This window comes from Aeribacillus sp. FSL K6-8210, from assembly GCF_037963925.1.
Classification (GTDB): Bacteria; Bacillota; Bacilli; order Bacillales; family Aeribacillaceae; genus Aeribacillus; species Aeribacillus composti.
Genome location: NZ_CP150172.1, coordinates 1,884,842 through 1,900,492, shown reverse-complemented (window position 1 = coordinate 1,900,492; position 15,651 = coordinate 1,884,842). Strand labels below are relative to the sequence as shown.

Below are 15,651 nucleotides of genomic sequence, written 5' to 3'. Positions count from 1 at the left end.
TCCCTCCTAGATTGTCTGTTTTGACCTTTTCTTTACATAATATAAAAACAACCCAAATAGCACATAAATGGCAATTAACGTTGCAATAAATGGAATATTGAGCCCCGTCTTTTTCGCAAGCACATAAATTTCCGCTGTCTCGCGATTTAAAATGAGATCATATCCGTCGCGATCGCTTCGGACTAAATCTCCTGCCAGCAGTCCGCGTAGTTCTTTTCCCGGGGCAAGTTGATTGTTTGTCAAATGAACCTTTCGTGTTTTTCCGGTATTGTTAATGGCAATGACCGCTGTTTCGTCTTTATACGTCCGCTTAAAGACAGCCATACCGTTTTTTTCATATAACAATGTAAAATCGCCGCGCCGTAGCGATGGTAGCTGTTGGCGCAGTTCCCCTAATTTTTTAATATAATCAATGATTTCCTTGTCAGTACGGAAATTCATTAAGCGACGATTATCCGGATCGTTCCCGCCGTCCATTGCAATTTCTGTTCCATAATACATAATCGGAATGCCCGGTGCAGAGAACAAATACGTTAAACCGAGCTTAATTCTCGTTATTGGATTTTGCTTATTTTCTATCGCAAGTCTTGTAAAACGTACCGTATCATGATTGTCTAAAAATGTTCCAAGCAAATACGGGCGATCGTAAAATGTTTTGTCATACTCCCATACGTCGTAAAGCGGCCGCAACGATTGATCGCGCTTGCTGAACACTTTCGTGATTTCGTTGTAAAGCGGATAATCGACAAACCCGTCGATGCCGTATTTTCCATAGTCGGCAATATAACGCGGGTCATCATTCCATACTTCTCCAAGCAGGAAAAAGTCTTTTTTCACCGATTTCACTTCTTTGGCAAACTCTTGCCAAAACGATTTCGGGACGTGTTTGACTGTATCAAGGCGATAACCGTCAATGTCCGTTTCTTTAATCCACCATTTGGCCATATTGATTAAATAGCGCTTTACTTGTGGATTTTCTTGCGCTAAATCAGGCAGTCCGAACACCCAGCCGTTTTCCACTTGTTGTTGGTCATCCCAGTTAAAAATGTCGTTTTTCTCATGAAACCAATCTTTCTTCGCTGGGTCGTTCAGCCATGGATGGTGGTAGCCGGTATGGTTGGCGACAAAATCCAGAATCACCTTCATGTTGCGTTTATGCGCTTCTTTCACTAACGTTTTTAAATCTTCCATCGTGCCAAAATGCGGATCGACTTTGTAAAAGTCTTGAATCCAATACCCATGATAGCCGCCCGGTTCATTTTTAAAAATCGGTGTCAGCCAAATCGCCGTAAATCCCATATCTTTAATGTAGTCTAGTTTGGCGGTCACTCCTTTTAAATCACCGCCGTGATATCCTTTTGGATCATTGACATTAACGTCTTGGTCATTCGTCGGATCCATGTTGTTAAAGCGGTCGACCATAATAAAATAAATTGCCTCATCTTGCCATGTCCGTTCTTCTTTTTCAGCAGCTTGTACCGGAACCGCACAAAAAAGAAGAAACGGAAGCATAAATAAAGCGAATACTCGATTCCCTATTTCCGCTTCCCCCCTTTATCTCTAGTATCGTTTGACTCATCGGAAAGGGGTAATACCAATTCTATCATAACGGTTATTACCCTTTTGTTCCACCTGCTGTTAAGCCAGAAATTAAATAACGTTGCAAGAATAAGAATACGATGGCAATCGGCGCAGCAATTAAAATAGAACCAGCGGCAAAACGAGTAAAGTTATTGGCAAATCGGTCGCTAATAAAGTTAAACAATCCGACTGCAAGCGTATATTTTTCTGGATCGCGTAAAACGATTGATGGCAATAAGAAATCCGTAAACGGTGCCATAAAATTGAACAGCGCCACAACCGCTAAAATCGGTTTCGCAAGTGGAAGCATAATTCGGAAAAACACAGCCAAATGTCCTGCACCATCAATGCGTGCCGCCTCATCAAGCTCACGTGGAATCGTGTCAAAATACCCTTTAACAAGCCAGGCGTTAAACGGAATTTGCCCACCGACATAAATGAGAATAAGTCCCCATAGAGAGTCTAAAAGCCCAAGCATATTTAGTAAAATATAAAGTGCGACCATCGCCATCAATGACGGAAACATTTGTAGCACAAGAAATAAATATAATCCCATTTTCCGTCCAACAAATTGGTAGCGGGAAAACGCATAAGCAATTAATGCTGTAAAAAAGACAGATAAAATAGAATTGGCAAATGCAACGAATAAGCTATTTTTATACCATAGCAAATAATCACTCTGCGGGCTTGTAAATAACCATTTATAATGTTCCAAAGACGGCTTTTCTGGAATTAACGATGCAGAATATAAGCTCGTTCCCGGATTGAATGACATGCTAATGGTCCAAAGAAGCGGATATGCGATAATAACAAACATAAATGCAATAAATAAATAAATCAACGTGACTTCGATTCGTGATTTTGTTTTTCGACTCATTAAATGTTCCCCTCCTCTTTAAAGGAACGTGTACGTCTAAATTGGTATAAAGCAAAGCCGCCCACAATCAATCCGATAATAATGGAAATCGCTGCAGCCATATTGTAGTTGTTTGTCGTAAACGTTAAATCATATACCCAAGAAATTAAAATATCGGTTCCTCCGGCATTTTGACCACGCACTGCCGGACCGCCATCGTTGAATAAATAAATAATATTAAAGTTATTAAAGTTGCCGGCATACTGCATAATCAATAGCGGAGCCGTCGCATAGAGCACATGCGGCAATGTAATCGAGCGAAACTTTTGCCAGCGAGAAGCTCCGTCGATGTCCGCCGCTTCGTACCAATCGCGGGAAATGCTTTGCAGCACGCCAGTAAATAAGGCAAATACGAACGGGAAGCCTAACCATGTTTGAATCAAAATTAAGGCGACTTTTGTCCAAAACGGGTCGTTCATCCATGGAATCATCACGCCAAATGCGCTTAAAATATCGCGGTTAATCGCTCCGAATTTATCGTTAAACATCGCTGCAAACACGAGAATCGTCACGAACGCTGGAACCGCCCACGGCAAAATTAATACAGTCCGAATGAACCGTTTAAATTTAATGCGCGGGTCATTGACTAAAAGGGCTAAAAATAATCCTAGCGCAATTTGCGAAGTGGTAGCGACAATTGTCCACACAATCGTCCAAGAAAATACGCTGAAAAATGTATTTTGCCAAATTGGCACGGATACTAAGTTTTTAAAGTTTTCAAACCCAACCCAATGCAACAAATGGCGCGGTGGAGAATTATATAAGTTATAATCAGTAAACGCTAGGGATACCATAAAAAGTAGAGGTAGCACGACAATAAATACCAGCATGACAAGACCAGGAGTGACAAATACATATGGGAATCCTTTATCCCAAGCGTTTTTGCAAGATTCGATCAGCGACGGAAACGGTTCTCCACGTTGAAGGCGAAGCGCATCTTTCCGCGCGTCCATAATATTAAAATAGTAAAGAGCGGCCGCAAATGCGATGATAATGACAGAAACTAGACCTTGAATTAACAAGAAAATCGAATGATCGACTTTCGGAATTTCCCCTAATGTAATGAGTCCCCATAATCCAATGTTTAAAAAGTTATAAAACGTCATCAAAAAAGCTGCTTCAATGATAATAAATAAAATCCCTTTGACATAGCGCCGATTGTATAATTGCCCTAAGCCAGCAAAAAGGACCGATAACACAACGGCAACAACCGGATTATGCCGCACCCTTTTTTCAGGCATGTTGTATCCCCCCTATACGTGATAAGAATGGTGGATAGAGAGCTCTATCCACCAAATTATTACGTCATTTTCCACCGCTTGCTGCGATTTTATCTTGAATCGTTTTTACTGCTTCCGTTAATACTGCTTTTGGATCATCACCTTTTGCGATGAATTGTAACGCATTGCCCATTGGATCCCATACTTGTGACATTTGCGGTACGTTTGGCATTGGCTCTCCGTATTGAATTTGCTCTGCAAATCCGGAAATTAATGGGTTATTTTTAATTTTTTCATTTGTTAACGCTTTTTCATTTGCTGGCATTTCACCCGCAACTTCATAGTAATGAAGTGAATTTTCTTCGTTAGTCACAAATTTCATAAAGTCCGTCGCCCATTCTTTGTTCTTCGAATAAGCAGATAACATCCAAGTTTTCACACCGACAAACGATTTTGGATGTTCGCCGTTTTCTAATACTGGAAGTGGAGCAGTCGCTAATTTATCCCCTAACGCATCACGATATGTGGCAATGTTCCATGGGCCACTAATAACCGTCGCTACATTTCCTTTTGTAAATAAGCCGTTCATAATATCTTCGTTAATTTCTTTTGGAATGTATCCATTTTTAAACCAAGATTGAACAAGTTCGGCCCCTTTTACAGCTCCATCATTTGCCAACCCGATATCGCTTGTGTCCACTTTGCCATCTTTGTTATGGAACACGTAGCCTCCATACCCTGCAAAGAATGGATAGACAAAATAGAAGTTTGCTGCTTCCATCAAGAAACCATATTGGTCTTTTGCAGCATTTGTTTTTTCTTTCGCGATTTTCATAAGATCTTCCATCGTTTTCGGAGCTTCAGGTACTAAATCTTTGTTGTAGAATAGACCGTATGTTTCCACGACAAAAGGTACACCATAAGTTTGACCGTCATAAGTAACCGCATCAATTGCTGTTTTGTTATATTCGCTTTTTGCATCGCCAAGATCAACTGGATCAGCTAAACCTTGGAGAACAATGTCACCAATGCGGTCATGCGGCTGGAAAAACACGTCTGGACCTTTTCCTGCCGGACCGTCCAGCGCTATTTTTTTCGCTTGATCAAGCATGTTCACAGCGACCATTTCAATTTTGATTCCTGTTTTCTCTGTGTATTTTTTAAAGATATCGCTTAATGCCTGTTTTTGCTTTTCTTCATCATTTACCCAAACAACTAATTTTTCTGGTTTTTTTACATTTTCTGTTGTAGTTTCCTTTTTGTTTTCTTTCACTTGTTCGGTATCACGCTTTGGACCACACGCAGCCAAAACGCCGATCAGAAGAATCATCACCATAAACAATGAAACAACTTTTTTCATATATCCCCCTCCTAAAAGTTAATTCACTTATAGCGCAATCGCTTGTATTAGGAAATCGTTTGCACAAAACTACAAAAAAAGAGTAAGTTATCCATGAAAACGATTGCACCGCTCACTTTCATTATATCGTCTATTTTTTATTTGACAAGTTTTTTTCAATAAAAATTTGACTTTTTTGTTCAATTATCCTACTCTTTAAGTACAAAAACATATTTATGTGCAAACGATTGCTCTTGTTAAAGGAGTGGCAAAGAAAATGTTGAAAGAAGCCATTTATCATCGTCCAAAAGATAACTTTGCTTATGCGTACAATGAAAAAATGTTACATATTCGCCTTCGTACTAAAAAAAATGATATCGAAACCGTTTACCTTCTTTATGCTGATCCGTATGAATGGGTAAACGGCGTTTGGCAGCTGAACCGTGCTCCCATGGTGAAAAGCGGGTCAGACGATTTGTTTGACTACTGGTTTATTGAAGTTGTTCCTCCATACCGCCGCCTTCGTTACGGGTTTGAATTAACAGCAGGCAGTGAAACGATAGTATATACGGAAAAAGGTTTTTACAACGAGGCACCAACAGATGATACCGCTTACTATTTTTGCTTTCCTTTTTTAAATAAAATCGATGTATTTCATGCGCCCGAATGGGCAAAAGATACGATTTGGTATCAAATTTTCCCGGAGCGCTTTGCAAATGGAAATCCGTCTTTGAATCCAGAGGGAACGCTACCTTGGGGAAGCGAAGAACCGACACCAACAAGTTTTTTCGGCGGCGATTTTGAAGGGATTATACAACACCTTGATTATCTTGTTGAGCTCGGTATTAACGGCATTTATTTTACTCCTATTTTCTATGCGCCATCTAATCATAAATATGATACGATAGATTATTTTGAAATCGATCCACATTTTGGAGATAAACAAACATTTAAAAAACTTGTTGATCTTTGCCATCAAAAAGGAATAAGAGTGATGCTAGATGCAGTATTTAATCATTGCGGTTACTATTTTGCACCGTTTCAAGATGTACTAAAAAATGGTAATAATTCAAAATATAAGGATTGGTTTCATATTCACGAATTTCCGTTACGGACAGTCCCAAGACCAAACTATGATACGTTCGCATTTGTTGAGCAAATGCCAAAGTTAAATACGGAAAATCCTGAGGTAAAGCAGTATTTATTAGATGTAGCAACATATTGGATTCGCGAGTTTGATATCGATGGATGGCGATTAGATGTAGCAAACGAAGTAGACCACCAATTTTGGCGAGAATTCCGTCAAGCGGTGAAAGCAATCAAACCGGATGTTTATATTCTCGGAGAAATTTGGCACGATGCAATGCCATGGCTTCGAGGCGATCAATTTGATGCTGTCATGAATTATCCATTTACGAATGGCGTTATCCGCTTTTTCGCCAAAGACGAAATCCGTGCTGAACAATTTGCTAATATAATTATGAACGTTCTGCATTCTTACCCAGCAAACGTCAATGAAGTCGCTTTTAACTTGCTTGGCAGTCACGATACACCAAGAATTTTAACGACATGTAACAATGACGTACGAAAAGTCAAACTGCTATTTTTATTCCAACTCTCTTTTACCGGTTCTCCATGCATATACTATGGTGACGAAATTGGTATGACAGGTGGGCAAGATCCAGGATGCCGCAAATGTATGATTTGGGATGAAAGTAAACAAAACCGCGATATATTAGAACATGTGAAAAAACTCATTTCGCTTCGCAAGACTCATCCTGCTCTTGGAAGTCGAGGAAATATTACATTTATTGATGCAAATAATGAAACAAATCATTTAATATATACGAAAACATACAAGCACGAAACGATTTTAGTTATGATCAACAATAACAACAAAAATATTGAAGTCACGGTCCCATTGTCTCTTAAAGGAAAACGGCTAACGAACTTATGGACAAACGAGCAATTTGCTGTAGAAGCAAAAACATTGCGTGCAAACATTCCTCCATACGGTTTTCTCCTCTATCAAGTAGAAAATTGATAAAAGGCGAGAAGGAAGTATCCTCTCGCTTTTTTTACATCCGATGCACAGTACGGCGATATTCTGTCGGTGTAACTCCTTCTATTTTTTTGAATAGCCTTGAAAAATAGGCGCCATCTTCAATTCCTGCTCTCTTGGCAATCGCTTCAATCGTTTCATTCGTTTCTGCCAACCATTTTTTTGCTTTTGACAAGCGATAATAATTCAAATATTGCACAAAACTCATGCCAATTGTTTTTTGCATGCAACGGGTAATGTAGTCAGGATGAAATCGTAATGATTGGGCGAGCTGCTGAATCGTAATCGGTTCAGCATAATGCCGTTCGATGTAAGCAACCGCTTCGGCACACACTTTTTCAGAAGCGCTTGGAATATGCAGCTCCTGTTTTTGCAATTGCCAAATGAATTCAACAAAATAGAGTAATTGCTTTAATGAACGATCTGGATCTCTTTCCTCATTCAGCTCGACTAATTGTTGAAGCAATTGTTCGATGCGTTCCCTTTGCTTTACTTTCGCATATTGCCGTATCCAAAAACGATATTGAACCGACTCGACATATGTTGCTTCCCTCTCAATGACATTTTGCCAGCTTAACGACTGTTTTGGAACAATGTCATATCCTCCTTCGATCGTAAAATGAAGCCAAACTAGTTGTGTTTCTTCCGTGCAAGGATAATGCCCGTAATGCTCTCTTCCCGGAATAAGAATAAGATATTCTCCTTCTTTTACAGCAAATTCCTTGTTTTCTTCTGTCATATATAAGCATCCCTTTTTCACATATAACAAATCAAACACAGAAAACGTTCGTCGAAAATGTTTTTGTCCTTTTGGAAATACGCTTTCTGCCCCTTTAATAAAAATCGGAAACGGCGGAAAAGAAAATGTTATGTATTCCATTCCAAACATCCTTTCACATGTCGGAAATATACAAATCAAATCGCTCTTTTCTCTTCTTATTATGCAATAAACTAGATAAACTTGATATAGTTTTAAAGTCGGAATGATTAAAGGAGTTGTCTTGATGAACACCGATCAGAAAAAACTTTCCTTATTTGCGCTGACATGGCCGATTTTTATTGAAACGCTATTATATATGGTCATGGGAAATGCCGATACATTGATGCTAAGCCAGTATTCGGATCACTCTGTTGCCGCTGTCGGCGTAGCGAATCAAATTATTGCTGTGATTATTGTCATGTTTAATTTTATTGCCTTAGCCACTGCCGTCTTAGTGGCGCAATATTTGGGGGCTGAAAGAAAGCAGCATGCAGTGGAAGTTTCGCTCATCTCTATCGCTGTTAACTTTTTGTTCGGCCTTGTACTTAGCAGTGTGCTATTCTTTTTCGGAAAGCCAATTTTATATACGATGAAACTATCGAACCATTTGCTTACAGAGGCGAACGACTATTTAATGATCGTCGGCGGATTTTTATTTATTCAAGCGCTCATTATGACCATTGGAGCTATATTAAAAAGCTATGGTTTTACCCGTGAAACGATGTACGTAACCATCGGCATGAACATACTGAATGTGATTGGCAACTACTTATTTATTTTTGGACCGTTCGATTTTCCAGTATTAGGAGTAAAAGGGGTGGCAATCTCGACAACCGTCAGCCGTCTCATCGGATTGATCGTTATCTTTTCTTTATTATTGAAACGGACAAAAATGCCATTTTCATTATCTGTTCTTCGTTCTTTGCCATTTCATCATATCCGGGATCTATTGAAAATCGGAATTCCATCCGCTGGAGAACACTTGGCGTACAATACGGCGCAAATGCTTATTACGTATTTTATTACTTGGCTTGGAGCAGAAGCGTTGACAACGAGAGTATATACGCAAAATATTATGATGTTTGTTTTTTTATTTGGCATTGCGATAAGTCAAGGGACGCAAATTCTTGTCGGCCATCTCGTCGGGGCCGGACGCTATACAGAAGCATATACACGTTGTTTAAAAAGTTTGCGCAGCGCCATCGTCATCTCGATCACGATGGCATCGATTAGTTTCATTTTCTCAAGACAGCTGCTTTCATTGTTTACAGATAATGAACAAATTATCGAAACAGGCCGATTGCTTCTCTTATTGACAATAGTATTAGAGCCCGGACGTTCGTTTAATCTCGTTATCATTAGTTCACTGCGAGCAGCTGGAGATGTTAAATTTCCAGTATATATGGGGATATTGTCCATGTGGGGCGTTAGTGTTGCCATTTCCTATTTTCTCGGTATTGAGGCTGGTTTAGGACTGATTGGGGTATGGATTTCCTTTATTGCTGATGAATGGCTGCGTGGATTGCTGATGTTATGGCGTTGGCGTTCGAAAGTGTGGATGAGAAAATCACTTATACCAAGCATAGAAACTGCATAGACAAAAAGAGCTGCGACAAAGGCAGCTCTTATTCTTTTATGGTAATGCCGTATTTTTGGAACCAAACATGCACTTGGCCAAGATACGCCAATAGTTGTGGTCCTGTCATTAACTGTCCAAACCAAGGCGCTTGGAATGATTTTCCTTCTGTTTCCACTAACTCTTCTAATTTTTTCGCATCAAAAAATTCATAAAGAATCGATGAGCGGTCGTGCAATAATTCTTTTACCCAATTTTTTACTAGCTTCGTATAAAGCGGATGGTGGGTTTTCGGATACGGGCTTTTTTTGCGATATAACACTTCCTCTGGTAAAATTCCTTCCAATGCCTTGCGCAAAATGCCTTTTTCGCGGTTGCCGTACATTTTCATCTCCCAAGGAATATTCCAAACATATTCTACTAACCGATGATCGGCAAACGGCACGCGAACTTCCAAACTCGCGCCCATACTCATGCGGTCTTTTCGATCCAAAAGCGTTGTCATAAACCAAATCATGTTCAAATAAAACAATTCGCGCCGCTTCGCATCTTCCGCACTTTCCCCTTCCAGTCTTGGAACCTCCGCGATCGTTTCACCAAAGCGCTTTTGTACATATTCATCCAGCTGCAATTTCTTTCTCCAATCTTCTTTTAATAAATCCATCCGTGCCTCTGTCGAACGCATCCAAGGGAATCCGTTCCGCGCTAAATCGTCAGGACGGTGAAACCATGGGTAGCCGCCAAAAATTTCGTCCGCACATTCCCCGGATAAACTAACGACAAAATCTTTTCTTATTTCTTTGCAAAACCATAGCAACGAAGAGTCCACATCCGCCATGCCTGGGACATCACGGACGATCACCGCTTCCTGTAAATGATGAAACAAATCTTCCTGACTAATGACACAATGATGATGGACGGTTTGGAATGTTTTTGACATTAGTTCAATCCAAGGCGCATCGGCATTTGGCTGAAAATCATTTGCTTTGAAATATTGGTCGTTCCCTTCGTAATCAATAGAATACGTATGAAGCTGTCCTTTTCCTTCTTTCGCAAACACCGTTGCGGCAATGGCGGTAATGGAACTCGAATCAATCCCGCCGGATAAAAAAGTGCAGACAGGAACATCGGAAACAAGCTGGCGCGTAACAGCATCAATAAGAAGAAAACGCAATTTTTCCACCGTCTCATCCAGCGAGTCTCTATGCACATCGCTTTGCACATTCCAGTAGCGCCATACTCTTATCCCTTCGCGGGAAAACTTTAACGCGTGCGCCGGGCGCAATTCTTTCATTCCGCGAAACACGCCATGCCCTGGTGTCCGTGACGGACCTAATCCAAACACTTCTGCTAGTCCTTCATAGTCCACTTCTGCTTTTACTTCCGGATGTGCCAAAATTGCTTTCATTTCTGAGCCAAATAAAAGACTATCATGGACATGCCGATAAAAAAGCGGCTTCACGCCAAGTCGGTCCCGCGCTAAAAATAGCTGTTCGCGCTGTTCATCCCAAATCGCAAAAGCAAAAATTCCGTTAAAATAATCAACACAGTGCTCTTTCCACTCTATATAAGCGTTTAATAATACTTCCGTATCCGAATGCCCTTGGAATGTATACCCCTTTTTTAATAGTTCTTTACGAATGTCTTCTGTATTATATAATTCTCCGTTATAACAAACGGTATAACGATACCCATTTTTCATTCTTGTCATCGGCTGTTTGCCGCCTGCTGGGTCGACCACGATAAGCCGCTTATGTCCAAATGCGGCATGTTCGCTAAACCAAGCATTTGTATCGTCAGGTCCACGTTTCGCTAATGTTTCTGTCATTTTAGAGATAATCTCTTTTTCCATTCGCAAGTCGCGCTGAAAATCAACCCAACCGGTGATACCACACATACGAACCAATCCTTTCTTGATAGATAACAAAAAAGCTATTTTTAACATAACACGTCTCGAACGCCATACCTTTTCTTTTCCTTAGCTAAGCCAAGCTATCTCGCGCTTGAGGGATTTTATCATAGTTCTTCCCGCCTTCGCTTTCTTTTTAACCTTCGCTTTCTTTTTAATTTGGCATTCTCCGTATTGGCATGATTCCATTTTATGCAGCACCTCTCATTTCGATGAATTGTCCGATTGTAAGAACGATGTGAATAAATGGAAGACAATTTGGCAAAACAGGAAATAAAGGAGGAGGAGGAAAAGTGAACATCGAACATCGTCTTCAATGCATAAATGAACAAAAACGAGCTTATATACAAGGAACGATTGAATTCGTAAACGACGAGTGGATCTTTTTTGATGAAGAAGATGAGGAAGCATCATTACTTGAGGAAATGACAGAAGGAAATATAGAGATTTTCCGCCATGGTCATTGGATGTGCGGCCAATTACAAAAAGACGGGATGGTCGATATAGGGATCGAAGTTTTCCCTCTTCAAAGCGGCGAACACGTCCGTTTTCGAAAGCGGCTTCCATACGCTTATCAACAATGGCTCGAATCGCTTTCGGATAAAACGTTTTTTCATTTTGTACAGTGGCTAAATGAACTCGGCTTTTCTTTATACGATTGTTTATACTGCTATAATGGATTGTTATTTAAAAAATATTCTGGTGTTAATTTTATTATTTATGATAATACTGAATTCATTAGCAACGTCCAACATTACTATGAGCGTGGAGATACATATAAAGACCGCTTTGAAATCACATTTAATACCGGAAAACGGTTTATTTGCGCGCACATCGGATAATGGGGAAAGAGTTGTTTTCTTTCCCCAATTCTCTATTTGTGGCTTACCGTCATATATGTTGACAATTCTTCTGCGGTTACCGGACGATACAATGCATATCCTTGTGCGTGATGGCAATGCAGCATTTTTAACAATTCCAGCTGCTCGACCGTTTCCACCCCTTCGGCTACTGTTTTTAGCCCTAATCCGTGCCCCATCGTAATAATTGCCTTTACGATCGCGATATCCGAAGAATTTGTATGCATTTTCTCAACAAATGAACGATCAATTTTTAATATGTTTACTGGTAAATTTTTTAAATAACTAAAAGAAGCGTATCCACTTCCAAAATCATCAATAGCAATACCGACACCGAGCTGCTGTAATTCTTTCATTACTTGAATACTGTAATGAAGATTACGAAGCATAGAGTTCTCCGTTAATTCTAAATGTAAGCAATTTGGGGAGAGCTGCGATTGCTCTAGCGCCTGTTTTACATCATCAATAAAGCCTTCATGCTGAAATTGTCTCGCCGACACATTCACAGAAACGAAGAGTTGTTGATTCCATAATTGCTGCCATTTTTTTGTTTGTTTGCAAGCCGTTACTAATACCCATCTTCCAATTTCATGAATGAGCCCCGTCTCTTCTGCTAGTGAAATAAATTCATTCGGTCTAACAAGTCCTAGCTTTGGATGGCGCCAACGAATTAATGCTTCGTTTCCGACAATAACACCTTTATGTATATCAATAATCGGCTGATAGCATAGAAAAAATTCTTGATTTTCCAGTGCTTTTCGCAAATATCTTTCCATCTCTAAACGGTATAACGTTTCTTCATTCATTTTTGCAGAATAAAATTGTATTCGATTTCCCCCACTCTGTTTTGCTCTATTTAGGGCGATATCAGCACTTTTGAGCAATGAATGTTTATCCACACCATCGTTTGGATAGAAGCTGATTCCAATACTTATAGTGATAAAAAATTCTTTGTTTTCATATACAATCGGCTTCATCACTTCTTTTGAAATGTGCGCTGCTGTTTTAAACACTCCTTCTGAATCGGTGCGCTCTGTTAAAAGTAAACAAAACTTATCCCCATGAAACCTTCCTAAATACGCTCCAGCTGGCAAAACATGCTGAATGCGCTGAACGACTTGTTTTAAAATTTCATCTCCCGCATAATGCCCTATACTATCGTTAACTAGCTTAAAACGGTCTAAATCGATGAATACGACTGCTAGCTTCCTATTTTTTTGCTTCGCCTTTTCTAACTGTTCATCGATGATTTCCATAAACTTTGTCCGGTTTGGAAGATGGGTATCCGGGTCATAATACGCTAAATATGAAATTTTTTCTTCCGCTTTTTTTGTTCGGTAATATCTCTTCCAATCCCGTAAATGCCTACTTTTTTCCCATCAACGATAATTGGAACGTTTTTAATTTGGAATAATAATGTTTCCCCTGATTTTGTAGGAATCTCCAAATTATAATATTGAATTTTTCCACGCAAAGCTCGATAAAAATGTCTGCTAACACGAGGTACATCATTCGGATGCATGTATTTTAAAGCGTTCGTATGTAAAATTTCCTCTTTTGTGTAACCTAGAATTTTCTCGAAAGCGGGATTCACGTTCGTAAAATTCCCATGTAAATCAGTAGAATATACAATATCTGTATTATGTTCAAAAAGTGATTGTGATATTTGTACATGAACGCGAAGCCTCTCCATTTCTCGAGAGGAGGTGGACATTAAATTCGCTAGCGTCATCACCCCTTGAAACATCTCAGGAATAGATAAAGAAACGGAAGCACTGCTATTCTCTCCGTTCTGATTTCCCTCCGATAACGCAAGCATGCTAAAAGTGGCTGAACGTATATCTCTATCCTTGATCACCAGTTCTACAAATATAAATGGCGTAAAAGTAGGAGCAACTTGCTCCAGCGTTGTCGTTATTTGCTCTAGCACTGGATATGCATAGCCTTGTACGGCGATGCTACGATAGAAAAAAATCGCTTCCGTGTATTTTTTCGTCAATTTGTTTAATTCATCGGATATAGTCCAAACCAATGACGTTAAATGAACGTAGCTAAACTTAACCTTCTCCCCTTGATGGACGTAACCGTTTAGTTCAATAGAACCATCCTCATTTACTTTAACGATGGATAAACATTCTTTATGGCCATTTTTCTCAATAATGAACGGAAATTCCGCTCCGGAAAAAGGCAATCGATCGATAAATTCCTTTCCTAAATAACGTTGCAGCAATTTTATTGCTTTTTTTCCATCAAGCTCGTATAACTTATTTCCGCTGCATTTCGTTATTCGAAAAGCAGTGCCAACTGGTTCCCATAAAAACGGATGTGATGATTGAACACGAAAAGAAGAACCGTTAAAACTAATTGCCAGCATACCGCCAGTGACAAATCCTTCATGCGAAAACAAACGCTCTCCTTCATTAATTCGCCCGGCAATCACAACCGTTTTTTCATTTGCTAGTGGTATATGGCGAATAAGGGAATGAAGATTGCTATTCTGGTCAGTAAATAAAAGAAGAAGATTTGTTTCTTCCGTTATAAGCGTATCCGAAATATATGTTACAAGCTCAAGTTCATTTGCAAATTCTTCGTATGATAATAAAACAGAGTGAACGCTAACTTTTTCGAACACAGTAAAACATATAAAAAATTTGTCATCGAAACCAAAATGTTCGCCGTATGTGACGCCAAATAGCTGCGCTTGTGGAAGATAACGCTGAAGCAACCCAATCATTTTCCGAAGTTCAAGCTGATCGACTTTATTGGCTGCAACTTGTACAAAAATATGTTCATATTGGGCAAGGTGGTGCTGTGCGATAAAGTCATACAATTCTTCTGTATTATGACAATGTAGACGGTACATGTCGTTTTATTGGCGAGTTTTCCGCGGATATTGGCCTTAGCAAAGATGGACAATTGTACATGTACGAACTGAACGCCAAACCGATGATTTTCGACGAACCGGACATTCAACATCATGGTGCCAAACAGCTTATCTCCCTATTTGATGAATTAGCTGGTTTTTTATCATCGTAAAAAATAGCTGGCTATATTGAATGGCCTGCTGTAATGAGTGATCTGCCGCTTTTTGTGCAGCTCCCGATAACATCTCACTTGCTTTTCGACACAACATTCCTTTTTTTAATTCATTGGAACAAAGCGCATACAACAGTTCGGAAACCGAAGCTGTTACGATCTTTTCACTGTCGCTTTCTTCATATGCCCCGGCAAGTAAATAGTGAATATATTGCCATAGCTTATATTGACGTGTTATATCCTCTAAATACAGAATAAATTGTTGTTTCCACGTTTCATCGCTCACTATTTCTGCCATCTGTTCTGCTAGTTGCGTTGATGTTCTTGTTATGTACAGCAGTTGTTTCACCGTGCGTATCATTGTGTTCCCTCCTTGCTTGTCCTGCTTTTTG

Annotated in this window: 11 protein-coding genes and 1 pseudogene; 4 read left to right on the top strand and 8 right to left on the bottom strand. The window is 39.7% G+C overall.

The window, feature by feature from the left end:
* Window positions 1-6 precede the first annotated feature (6 nt).
* From NSQ41_RS09115 to NSQ41_RS09100, 4 genes are all read right to left on the bottom strand, one after another.
* Window positions 7-1,512, bottom strand: a complete 1,506-nt coding sequence (locus tag NSQ41_RS09115) for an alpha-amylase family glycosyl hydrolase (protein WP_339211497.1) — start codon at window positions 1,510-1,512, stop codon at window positions 7-9.
* 103 nt (window positions 1,513-1,615) lie between these two features.
* Window positions 1,616-2,458: a sugar ABC transporter permease gene (locus NSQ41_RS09110; RefSeq protein ID WP_012749390.1), complete on the bottom strand. Its 843-nt coding sequence runs from the start codon at window positions 2,456-2,458 to the stop codon at window positions 1,616-1,618.
* Window positions 2,458-3,738 (bottom strand): sugar ABC transporter permease, encoded by a 1,281-nt coding sequence (locus NSQ41_RS09105; RefSeq protein WP_339211495.1) that lies wholly within the window; start codon window positions 3,736-3,738, stop codon window positions 2,458-2,460. Before NSQ41_RS09105 ends, NSQ41_RS09110 begins: the two co-directional genes overlap by 1 nt.
* A 64-nt stretch (window positions 3,739-3,802) precedes the next feature.
* Window positions 3,803-5,077, bottom strand: a complete 1,275-nt coding sequence (locus NSQ41_RS09100; protein ID WP_339211493.1) for an extracellular solute-binding protein — start codon at window positions 5,075-5,077, stop codon at window positions 3,803-3,805.
* A gap of 256 nt (window positions 5,078-5,333) precedes the next feature.
* Between NSQ41_RS09100 and NSQ41_RS09095 the strand changes: the two genes are divergently transcribed.
* Entirely contained in the window at window positions 5,334-7,100 is a 1,767-nt protein-coding gene (locus tag NSQ41_RS09095) for an alpha-glycosidase (protein WP_339211490.1), read from the top strand.
* Window positions 7,101-7,134: 34 nt separating this feature from the next.
* Here NSQ41_RS09095 and NSQ41_RS09090 read toward each other — a convergent pair whose 3' ends face one another.
* Window positions 7,135-7,998: an AraC family transcriptional regulator gene (locus tag NSQ41_RS09090; protein WP_013877336.1), complete on the bottom strand. Its 864-nt coding sequence runs from the start codon at window positions 7,996-7,998 to the stop codon at window positions 7,135-7,137.
* A 124-nt stretch (window positions 7,999-8,122) separates the two neighbouring features.
* Here NSQ41_RS09090 and NSQ41_RS09085 point away from each other — a divergent pair, with 124 nt between their 5' ends.
* The gene (locus NSQ41_RS09085) at window positions 8,123-9,475 is read left to right on the top strand and encodes an MATE family efflux transporter (protein WP_012749386.1); all 1,353 of its coding nucleotides are present in this window, start codon (window positions 8,123-8,125) and stop codon (window positions 9,473-9,475) included.
* A gap of 28 nt (window positions 9,476-9,503) precedes the next feature.
* Here the strand turns inward: NSQ41_RS09085 and asnB are convergent, their stop codons facing one another.
* Window positions 9,504-11,351 carry an asparagine synthase (glutamine-hydrolyzing) gene (gene asnB, locus NSQ41_RS09080; RefSeq protein WP_339195624.1) on the bottom strand — a complete coding sequence of 616 codons (1,848 nt, stop codon included), beginning with the start codon at window positions 11,349-11,351 and terminating at the stop codon, window positions 9,504-9,506.
* A 305-nt stretch (window positions 11,352-11,656) separates the two neighbouring features.
* On the opposite strand from asnB, the gene NSQ41_RS09075 reads away from it, so the two are divergent.
* Entirely contained in the window at window positions 11,657-12,205 is a 549-nt protein-coding gene (locus tag NSQ41_RS09075) for a DUF2777 domain-containing protein (RefSeq protein ID WP_081188621.1), read from the top strand.
* Window positions 12,206-12,237: 32 nt separating this feature from the next.
* Here the strand turns inward: NSQ41_RS09075 and NSQ41_RS09070 are convergent.
* Window positions 12,238-15,086 (bottom strand): annotated as a pseudogene (locus NSQ41_RS09070) (EAL domain-containing protein).
* Between NSQ41_RS09070 and NSQ41_RS09065 the strand changes: the two are divergent.
* Window positions 15,053-15,259, top strand: coding sequence for a YheC/YheD family protein (locus NSQ41_RS09065; RefSeq protein ID WP_339195746.1), 207 nt, complete (start codon window positions 15,053-15,055; stop codon window positions 15,257-15,259). The pseudogene NSQ41_RS09070 and the gene NSQ41_RS09065 overlap by 34 nt on opposite strands.
* Here NSQ41_RS09065 and NSQ41_RS09060 read toward each other — a convergent pair.
* Complete coding sequence (locus NSQ41_RS09060; protein ID WP_328268072.1) at window positions 15,216-15,620, bottom strand: hypothetical protein; 405 nt, start codon at window positions 15,618-15,620, stop codon at window positions 15,216-15,218. The two genes, NSQ41_RS09065 and NSQ41_RS09060, sit on opposite strands and share 44 nt — an antisense overlap.
* Between the last annotated feature and the right edge of the window lie 31 nt (window positions 15,621-15,651).

Coding starts and splice junctions, on each gene's coding strand:
- NSQ41_RS09115 (WP_339211497.1), bottom strand. CDS start 1,512: ATGCTTCCGTTTCTTCTTTTTTGTGCGGTTCCGGTACAAGCTGCTGAA.
- NSQ41_RS09110 (WP_012749390.1), bottom strand. CDS start 2,458: ATGAGTCGAAAAACAAAATCACGAATCGAAGTCACGTTGATTTATTTA.
- NSQ41_RS09105 (WP_339211495.1), bottom strand. CDS start 3,738: ATGCCTGAAAAAAGGGTGCGGCATAATCCGGTTGTTGCCGTTGTGTTA.
- NSQ41_RS09100 (WP_339211493.1), bottom strand. CDS start 5,077: ATGAAAAAAGTTGTTTCATTGTTTATGGTGATGATTCTTCTGATCGGC.
- NSQ41_RS09095 (WP_339211490.1), top strand. CDS start 5,334: ATGTTGAAAGAAGCCATTTATCATCGTCCAAAAGATAACTTTGCTTAT.
- NSQ41_RS09090 (WP_013877336.1), bottom strand. CDS start 7,998: ATGGAATACATAACATTTTCTTTTCCGCCGTTTCCGATTTTTATTAAA.
- NSQ41_RS09085 (WP_012749386.1), top strand. CDS start 8,123: ATGAACACCGATCAGAAAAAACTTTCCTTATTTGCGCTGACATGGCCG.
- asnB (WP_339195624.1), bottom strand. CDS start 11,351: ATGTGTGGTATCACCGGTTGGGTTGATTTTCAGCGCGACTTGCGAATG.
- NSQ41_RS09060 (WP_328268072.1), bottom strand. CDS start 15,620: ATGATACGCACGGTGAAACAACTGCTGTACATAACAAGAACATCAACG.